A 9,019-nucleotide genomic window follows, 5' to 3' on the forward strand; every position below is an offset into this window, starting at 1 on the left:
TATTCTCTTCCCGTATTGTCTGTTCTAGAGAATCGTCTCCCTTCATATTCCGATTCGCTGTAATCAAAATCATCTGGTTGGTTTGGGCAAATTGCCAAACGACGCGATCACTACTATCCATCGGCAACCCAACTTCCTGAAAGGTGAAGAAGCGGATGGTTAATAAGTCAAGCCATCCTTCAGCCGAAAGAGTTCCCCAGAATAAAACAGCATCACCTGTTAAGTTGTAATCAATTAAGAAATTCATCATTCGGCTTCAATCCGGGCTTTCCAGGCTTGAAGTTTGGCACGAAGGGCTTCCTGACCTGGCTTTGGGGGCATCGCTGCGATCTTGGCAAATCGTTCACGATTTCGCTCTTCCCAATATTGCCGAATCTCCGCAGCTGTTTGCAGGCATTCTTGGTATTCTGCTTCAACCTCAGCGCGATGGGTATCAATATATTCTAGGGCTAAACGAATCTGCTCATCATTAAGACCGAGTTTTTCACGGATCAGCTTGGATGGGTAATGAGCCTTCCGATAGTCCATTACGTCATAAAGAGTGATGCGTGTACCTGAAATGGTCAATCCACGCTCTGTACGAATGATTGTTGCTTGCCCACCTGATGCCAGAGTCATATCGAATGCTCCTACAAGATTAACTCCATGATACCTGATAAAAAGCTCAAGCTAGATTCAGGATACTGGACTGTTTCAGCTAAAATGAGGCAAGAGAAAATCTCGCGATTAGATTGCTTCGCTATCGCTCGCAATGACAATCATAATCTACTATTTTAGCTGAAACAGGGTGTAGGTTGGCTTAATGTGCGAAACCCAACACAACCAACAGTTAACAAAAACGTTTGATTTTAATTAAGTTTTCTCAGAGGACAAAGCCATGAAACTAAACGCTTTTTGCTGGTTCCTATCCTTTGGTTAAAGCACAATCAGAACCAAAGCTAGGCTGTCAAGCTACTGTTGATAAAATTCTTCAAGAAATTCGTTCTAAAGGGGTTAGAAGAGTTGAATTTAGTGTTTCTAAGGGAACGGCTAATAGTTATAGGACAGGAAATCCAACAACCAGAACTGATGTATTAGATGTTGTTCTAATCGATGATGTAGGTGCTACTACCAGTAATGGAATTGCCATCAGTAATATTTTCGCATAACCAAAGCTTTTAAATAATTGGGCTAACCAAATTGTTAAAAACTGTAGCAATACAGCTATAGTAAGTTTTTGGATATCGCAATCAGATATAAGTAGGAATTATTATATTCAACAAGATGGTACAACTATAAAAGAAAAATGCTCTCAACTAGACAATACCTCGGAACCCATTCCTTGGGGATTAGGATTACCAGTAAGTTGTGGGTAAACAATAAATATATTTTCGTCACAGAAAGCTCATGGTTCATGGATAATAAGCCGTAATAACCAGACTTCTATCGGCACTATAAATTGCTTCAACACGACGGAAACTAGAATGATTCCACCAAACTTTAATTCTATTTCCCTTGGCTGGAGCAGACCCAACAACGGTATAACCGGCATTGAACATCAATTGTTCAAAAACTTCTGCTGGCATTATTTTAGATGAAATGGGAGAAAGACCATCAATTTGATGCTTATCGAGGGTCATAACTCCCTTTATAGGTTGTAAAAATTTGATAACCAGGTAAAACTAAGCTGATACCAGCAAAACTATGTATTGTTCCTGGATAACTTTCTTCTGCATCACTACCCCCCAATCGCCAACAAAAAGAACCCAACCAAATATAAAAGCCTGGAATCAGTGCGTCCATAGAATAGGCAATATCTTTTAACTGAGGGTTAACTCCGTTTGATGATCGCTTTTTTTCGGAAACTTTTATTTTCATTATTTTAAACTTATACTCATTTAAGAACTATACCATATTTTTGTTAGCATTGACGATGACAATTATCACAATGTCCACACTTAAACCCTTTAGTGCGATCTCTGATATGGTAGGTTGGGTTGAAGCATGAAACCCAACGCTAATCAAAGATATTTGAAGGCCTTATTATCTTCAACCGTCCCATCGAACTAAGACAGTCCAAGCTTAAAAATGGCTTTTAGTTGTCAGCTAAATTTTTGGGCCAATTTCGTCAAATTACTTCAAGAGATTTGATTGCGAACGCCACTGAAAGCAGCATAGGCGATCGCTATAGCATCTACAGCATCATTAATGGGCATTTTTGTCAATCCGAATAAATACTTAATTTGTTCGGCCACCTCAGCTTTAGTGGCCTTACCATGGCCGAGATGACATTTCCAACTAGCTTGATGGAGGAAAATCGGTTCAATTCCCCCATCGCGACAGCTAACTAGATTGATAATTCCTAAGGCTTGCAGGACTCCACCGGCTGCCTTGATTTGCCGGTTAAAAAAGGGCATTTCCACGGCAATTTCTCCCGGTTTATATTCTGCGATTAACTCCTTTAAATCCCGTTCAATTTCGATCAAACGCTGGGCAGTAGAAAGATTTTTAGAAGTTTCGATCGTGCCGTAATCGACTAAAATCGGCATTAACTCACTATTATCCCGGAGAATAGCCCAACCGACAATCGCTAATCCAGGGTCGATACCCAACCAAGTAGTCATAGATTAAGCCAAAAAATCTTGGACGATTTGGAGGATTCTTTGGGATGCTTGTCCATCTCCAAAAGGATTAATTGCATTAGCCATACGAGCATAGGCGATTTTATCCCCTAATAATTCTCCCGCTTCTGCTAAAATCTGCTCTGGATTAGTACCAATTAATTTCGCTGTTCCCGCTTGTACTGCTTCCGGTCTTTCCGTGGTTTCTCGCAATACTAAAACCGGTTTTCCTAAACTAGGGGCTTCTTCTTGAATGCCGCCGGAATCAGTTAATAATAAATAACAGCGTTGAATCGCCCCCACTAACTCGGCATAATCGAGAGGTTCAGTTAAAAATACCCTGGGATGATTGCCCAAAGCGGACTGAATTGGTTCTCGGACGGTGGGATTGCGATGGAGGGGTAATAATAGGGCTGTATCGGCATATTTTTCTAACAACAAAGTAAATCCTTTGATAATATCCTGTAGGGGTTCGCCCCAATTTTCCCGGCGGTGAACCGTGGCTAATAAAACCCGATAATCTGACCAATTTAAGCCCGCAATTTGACATTCTGGTGCGGTTTTGGCTACGGTTAATAAAGCATCAATAACCGTATTGCCGGTGTGGTGAATATTTCCTGTCACCCCGGATTTTTGTAAATTTTCCACGGCTAAAGTAGTGGGAGCAAAATGTAGGGTAGTTAGTTGAGAAATTAGGCGACGATTAGCTTCTTCGGGATAGGGATTATAGATATCATTAGTTCTTAATCCTGCCTCCACATGGGCGATAGGAATTTGTTGATAAAAAGCCGCTAAAGCAGCAGCAAAAGCCGTAGTAGTATCACCTTGCACAATAATTAAATCTGGTTTTATACGCTCAAAAACCGTTTCTAAACCCCGTAAACTGCGGCAAGTAATATCAGTTAAAGTTTGATGGGTTTGCATAATATCCAGATTTTCATCTGCTTTTAAAGCAAATAATTCCATCACCTGCGCTACCATTTCTTTATGCTGTCCCGTCAGAATTACATGGGTTTGAAACTGTTCCGATTCTTGAAAAGTACGAATAACGGGAGCTAATTTAATCGCTTCGGGACGAGTTCCAAGAGTAATACAAATTGATTTCAACATATTATTATCAGTTATTAGTTATCAGATGTGAGTTTTCAGTTATCAGTTATTAGTTATCAGATGTGAGTTTTCAGTTCAGTGATTACTGTTTACTAATCACTGAAAATCGCTTGAATTGTGCTGTTTTGTCATTTTTCACTCGTTTGAGGTTGTTGAACGATAAATTGGTGATAGAGTTGCATTTGCTTAGGATTTAAAGGTCGAGAGATGGTCAAAACTTTTTGTTTAGCTAACTCTTGAGTCATGGTATCCAAAGTTTGAGCAATACGCAAATTATATTCTAATTCTTCCCCGGAAGAAAGCAGATTACTTAAGCCATCAATTAAACGTCTTAAATTCTCGCGAAATTGAGGATCACCGATTAACTCATCGATATCGGAGGTGATTTTTTGAGTATTTTCAAAAGTCACCCTAGCGGATTCGAGAGTTTTTTGCAGTACGACAATTGTAGCAGGATCGTTAATAGTTTTAGTAATTTCTCGTAAATTATTCGATGTTTCCACCGCATTATTCAAAATAGTCTCGATATTTTCCATGACTTGTTTAGTATCAATTTCATCTAAACCTGCATTCAACCTCAGGGCGGTATTATTGAGATTATTAGCGAGACTACCAATACCTAAACTAGCTTGATTAATATTATCGAGAGTATTAACAATTTGTCCGCGATTTTCGCTGAGAACAGCATTAAGATTAGCGACTAATTGGGAAGATTGTTGAAAAGTCCTGCTGATTTGACTGCGATTTTCCTGAACGGTATTATCTAAAGTATTGACAAAACGGGAGGCATTATTAGCCGTATTAGTGACCGAGCGACTGGTGGTAGCTAATTCCAAAGATAGACGAGAGATTTCTCTTTGGGCATTACGGATAGTCTGGGAGGTATCATCGGATAAACGGGCGATTTTTTGAGCTGCTATAGCGGTATTTTTGGTGACATCATTGAGATTACCCACAAATTCAGGACTGGTAAAAGTATCCACTAAACGACCAACACTAGACATTAATTGTGTTCCTGTTGTCCCCTGTAAACGAGTATTATTACAGAGAATTAACTGTTGATCACAGTCGGGACTCAGAGGGTCGAGATTTTTGGCCTCAGCACTTAAAGAAACTAAGGGAGTGATATCGATGGCTGCCTCCCCAATTAATCCGGAAAGATTGGTAGTAACAGTTACCTTCCTAGGCATAACTAAATTAGCAGAAGCTATCTCGGCAATAACCTCCACTTGATTACTCCCTGGGATAAAACTCGTAATTCTTCCCACTCTCACCCCGCGAAAACGCACTGGCGCCCCGACTTGTAACCCTTCCACGTCGGCAAACTCGAAGATTAATTGATAGGTTCTTTGACCAAATCCTCCCCCGCGAACCCAGATAGCGAGCGCCCCAAAGACTAATAATCCGCCTAGGGCAAACAAACCTAGTCTTCCTTCCCGTAAAGCTCGCGAACTCTGCATGATTTTTCTCTCATTCTCGATAGTTCTTAATTTAGCTTAATCTAGCTTAAACGATTGTTCTAATCGGGCCTTCAATGCTGGCGCTAAAAAATTGCCGGATCATGGGATGATCGGTACGATCGATATCTGCCACTAATCCCTGCCATTGCACTTTTCCCTGATAGAGAAATACTACTCGATCGGCGGTGCGTCGGATGGTACTTTGTTGGTGAGAAACCATCACATAAGTGTTCGCAGACCCTGATTTTTCATGGAGAGTCCGCACTAGATCCTCGATAATTGTGGAAGCTATCGGGTCTAATCCAGCGGTAGGTTCATCATACAGCAGTAATTCGGGATTATCGGCCTGATTATCGGGATTAGTGATAATAGCGCGGGCAAAAGCCACCCGTTTACGCATTCCCCCCGATAGTTCCGAGGGATAAAGGTCACTAATTCCCTGTAAACCGACCATTTCTAGGCTTTTTTCCACTAATTCCCTAATTCTGGCTTTTTTTAAATTAGTTTGTTCATAAAGATAAAAACCGACATTTTCCCCGACGGTGAGAGAATCAAACAGGGCCGTTTGTTGAAAAACTAAGGAAGTTCGCATCGCTTCCCGACCATCTTCTAGCAATCCCTGACGCAATTGGCCTTTAATATAAATTTCTCCGGCATTTATCCCCGTTAATCCCGCAATTAACCGTAAAACCGTTGATTTTCCCGTTCCCGATGGCCCGATAATTACCAGGGCCTCCCCTCGATAAATGGTTAAATCTAAACCGTCGAGAATAACATTATCCCCGAATCTTTTCGATACTCCTCTCAATTCAATTAACGGTTCTTTCATCGTCGCTTAATTATCTTATAACCTCTGGAATTTTAGGGAAGTGGGGTGTGGGGTGTATTTTCAGTGAACAGTAAACAGTAAACAGTAAACAGTAAACAGTAATCAGTGAACTGAAAACTGATAACTGATAACTGACTCGATTCTGGCTGCTATAGTAGAAAAGCACCCATTGCTGACGATATCTGAGGTAGATTGCCGTGACTATTGCTTTAGACCAACTACTCACCCCCGACATTTTTCGACCAGCGCGTTATTTGGGCAACGAGTTAGGTGCTAAACATAAAGAATGGACAAGTGCCGTGGTTCGTTGGGTGTTAACCTATCCGGAAGTGTACGAAGTGGGGGCATCTAACCTCGGCCATATTATCCTCTACAATATCCTCAATGCACAACCCCGCCAACTCTGCGATCGCACTTATTTACCCGCAGCGGATTTAGCCCAAAAACTCAAACAGACAAAAACCCCCTTATTTGCCCTAGAATCCCGTCGCTTCCTCACAGATTTTGATATTCTGGGTTTTAGTCTCAGTTACGAGCTAGGAGCTACCAATATTTTAGAAATGCTCGACTTAGCGGCAATTCCCTTAACTTGGAGAGAAAGAGACTCAGGTAACTATCCGCTAATTTTTGCTGGGGGACAAACTGCCACCTCTAACCCCGAACCCTATGCCGACTTTTTTGATTTTATCGTCCTTGGTGATGGCGAAGAATTATTGCCAGAAATCGGTTTAATTTTAGAAGAAGGTAAACTAGCTAATCTAAGCAAAGAAGAACTATTACTAGATTTAGCCCAAATTCCGGGGGTATATGTCCCGCGTTTCTACCATGTCACCCCAGTGGGTGCAGTTATCCCCAATCGTGACGATGTACCGAAAAGAATTTTACGCCGGGTAGCCACTCCTATCCCAGCCTATTCTATCGGTTTAGTTCCCTTCGTGGAAACGGTTCACGATCGCCTGGTGGTGGAAATTCGTCGCGGTTGCACTAGGGGATGTCGTTTCTGTCAACCGGGGATGTTAACCCGTCCTGCGCGGGATGTGCAACCGGAAGCAGTAATCGAATCGATTGAAAAAGGAATGCGAGCGACGGGATATAACGAATTTTCCTTATTATCTCTCAGTTGCTCCGATTATCTAGCGTTACCTGCTGTGGGTATGGAGATTAAAAACCGTCTCCAGAATGAGAATATCTCTCTATCGTTACCCAGTCAAAGAGTCGATCGCTTTGACGAAAATATTGCTAACATAATTGGGGGCAATCGTCAATCAGGTTTAACCTTTGCACCGGAAGCGGGAACCCAACGAATGCGCGATGTGATTAACAAAGGGTTAACCAACGAAGAATTACTCAGAGGGATAAAAACTGCCGTCGAACAGGGTTGGGATAAGGTTAAACTCTATTTTATGATTGGGTTGCCAGGAGAAACCGATGTGGATGTGATTGGTATCGCGGAAACCCTGCGTTGGTTGCGTCGGGAATGTCGTTTACCGAAGCGGAAACCCCTCGATTTTACCCTAACTATCTCTAATTTTACCCCCAAACCCCATACTCCCTTCCAGTGGCATTCCGTCTCGACGGCCGAATTTATCCGCAAACAGGAGTTATTAAGACAGGAATTCCAAGGCATGAGAGGGGTAAAAGTCAATTATACCGATGTCCGCATCTCGGCTATGGAAGATTTTATCGGTCGCGGTGACAGAAGTTTAGGTAAAGTGGTGCTGCGCGCTTGGCAATTGGGAGCCGGGATGGATGCTTGGTGGGATAATACGGAAAAAGCCTATCAAGCATGGTCACAGGCGATCGAAGAATCCGGTTTAACTTGGAAATATCGTCAGATAGAACAGGGAGAATGGCATATTTTTGCCGATGCAGACAAAGATATTTTAGAGCGTCCTTTGCCCTGGGATCATCTGGATACTGGTATCGATAAAAAATGGCTCCAGGAGGACTTAAAACGCGCCCTAGACGCGGCAACAGTCCCCGATTGTTCTTTTGAAGGTTGTTCCCATTGTGGCGTTTGTAGCCTCGATTTTGGCCATAATATCGTTATTGAAGCGCCTCCGATTCCCGCTTTTGCCGGACATTTTCAACCCAATCAAGAACGCGTCCAAAGAATTCGGGTTTGGTTTGGCAAAATTGGCGAAATGTCCCTAGTTAGCCACTTGGATCTGGTGCGTTTATTTGATCGCGTCGTCCGTCGCGCTGCTATTCCCATTTCCTTTACCGGTGGATTTCACCCTGGTCCGCGCATTTCGATCGCAAATGCCTTATCCTTGGGAGCAACCAGTAGCGGTGAGATTGTCGATTTTGAATTGACAAAAGTGATGGATTTAGAGAGGTTTAAACAGCAATTAAGCGCACAATTACCCGCAGATTTACCAGTTTATCAGGTGGAAGAAATTCCCTTAAATGCCCCCGCTGCCACCCGTTTGTTAGAAAAAGCTGAGTATTTACTCACTTTTAACAGTGAGGGAATTGACTGCCAACAATGGCAAAATTGGATCGAGGCAATTAAGCAAGCAACGGTCATGGAACGGGAAAAAACCACCAAATCCGGCAAAAAAGTCACAATTAATCTGCGAGAACAATTATATGAATTAGAGTTAAAAACTGTTGACAAGGAAGCCGTTTTGTGCTATGTGGGCAGTTGTCGCAATGATGGCACTTTACTACAGCCCGATCATATCGTCGAGATGTTAGAAAGGGTTTGCGGACAGGAAATTTCGCTGCTTAATTTTCATCGTCAGCGCTTGATTTTAGGAACTTAACCATCGTAAAGTGTTCCCTTTATACTAACCCCAGAGAGTCAACTAATCTTGATCGACTAATTCTAAGGAATCATCAATCAAAGCCGGCCGATAACTTTGAACAACCATCGGTAAAAAAGACCCTTTTAAGCCTTTTTTAATCCTCTCAGGTGTTTGATCAAGGCGTTGTCAGATGTAAAGATGAATCAAGCAAAAGTGTAGGGAACTGGAACATCCTTAAACTTAAGGTAATGAATTAGAAGCGGTAGGGAA

General features: G+C 42.1%; 10 protein-coding genes. 2 read left to right on the forward strand and 8 right to left on the reverse strand.

Features of this window, described 5'->3' with window-relative positions:
• On the reverse strand, positions 1-247 hold a 247-nt coding region (locus BGL89_RS11015), incomplete at its 3' end, for a DUF5615 family PIN-like protein (protein ID WP_286825744.1).
• Complete coding sequence (locus BGL89_RS11020; RefSeq protein ID WP_286825745.1) at positions 247-618, reverse strand: DUF433 domain-containing protein; 372 nt, start codon at positions 616-618, stop codon at positions 247-249. The genes BGL89_RS11015 and BGL89_RS11020, both read right to left, overlap by 1 nt.
• A 293-nt stretch (positions 619-911) precedes the next feature.
• Here BGL89_RS11020 and BGL89_RS11025 point away from each other — a divergent pair, with 293 nt between their 5' ends.
• Positions 912-1,148 (forward strand): hypothetical protein, encoded by a 237-nt coding sequence (locus BGL89_RS11025; protein ID WP_286825746.1) that lies wholly within the window; start codon positions 912-914, stop codon positions 1,146-1,148.
• A 243-nt stretch (positions 1,149-1,391) separates the two neighbouring features.
• On the opposite strand, the gene BGL89_RS11030 is transcribed toward BGL89_RS11025, so the two are convergent.
• The 6 genes from BGL89_RS11030 to BGL89_RS11055 form a co-directional block, all read right to left on the reverse strand.
• Complete coding sequence (locus BGL89_RS11030) at positions 1,392-1,619, reverse strand: hypothetical protein (RefSeq protein WP_286825747.1); 228 nt, start codon at positions 1,617-1,619, stop codon at positions 1,392-1,394.
• A complete protein-coding gene (locus BGL89_RS11035) occupies positions 1,606-1,857 on the reverse strand; it encodes a hypothetical protein (RefSeq protein ID WP_286825748.1) in 252 nt (83 codons plus the stop codon). Before BGL89_RS11035 ends, BGL89_RS11030 begins: the two co-directional genes overlap by 14 nt.
• 260 nt (positions 1,858-2,117) lie before the next feature.
• Entirely contained in the window at positions 2,118-2,603 is a 486-nt protein-coding gene (locus BGL89_RS11040) for a crossover junction endodeoxyribonuclease RuvC (RefSeq protein WP_016514371.1), read from the reverse strand.
• Between the two features lie 3 nt (positions 2,604-2,606).
• The gene (gene wecB, locus BGL89_RS11045; protein WP_286825749.1) at positions 2,607-3,710 is read right to left on the reverse strand and encodes a non-hydrolyzing UDP-N-acetylglucosamine 2-epimerase; all 1,104 of its coding nucleotides are present in this window, start codon (positions 3,708-3,710) and stop codon (positions 2,607-2,609) included.
• A gap of 128 nt (positions 3,711-3,838) precedes the next feature.
• The gene (locus BGL89_RS11050; RefSeq protein ID WP_286825750.1) at positions 3,839-5,170 is read right to left on the reverse strand and encodes an MlaD family protein; all 1,332 of its coding nucleotides are present in this window, start codon (positions 5,168-5,170) and stop codon (positions 3,839-3,841) included.
• 46 nt (positions 5,171-5,216) lie between these two features.
• Positions 5,217-5,999, reverse strand: a complete 783-nt coding sequence (locus tag BGL89_RS11055) for an ABC transporter ATP-binding protein (RefSeq protein WP_286825751.1) — start codon at positions 5,997-5,999, stop codon at positions 5,217-5,219.
• A 197-nt stretch (positions 6,000-6,196) separates the two neighbouring features.
• Between BGL89_RS11055 and BGL89_RS11060 the strand changes: the two genes are divergently transcribed.
• A complete protein-coding gene (locus BGL89_RS11060; protein ID WP_286825752.1) occupies positions 6,197-8,767 on the forward strand; it encodes a TIGR03960 family B12-binding radical SAM protein in 2,571 nt (856 codons plus the stop codon).
• Positions 8,768-9,019 lie beyond the last annotated feature (252 nt).

This window comes from Microcystis sp. LSC13-02, from assembly GCA_002282935.1.
GTDB lineage: Bacteria > Cyanobacteriota > Cyanobacteriia > Cyanobacteriales > Microcystaceae > Microcystis.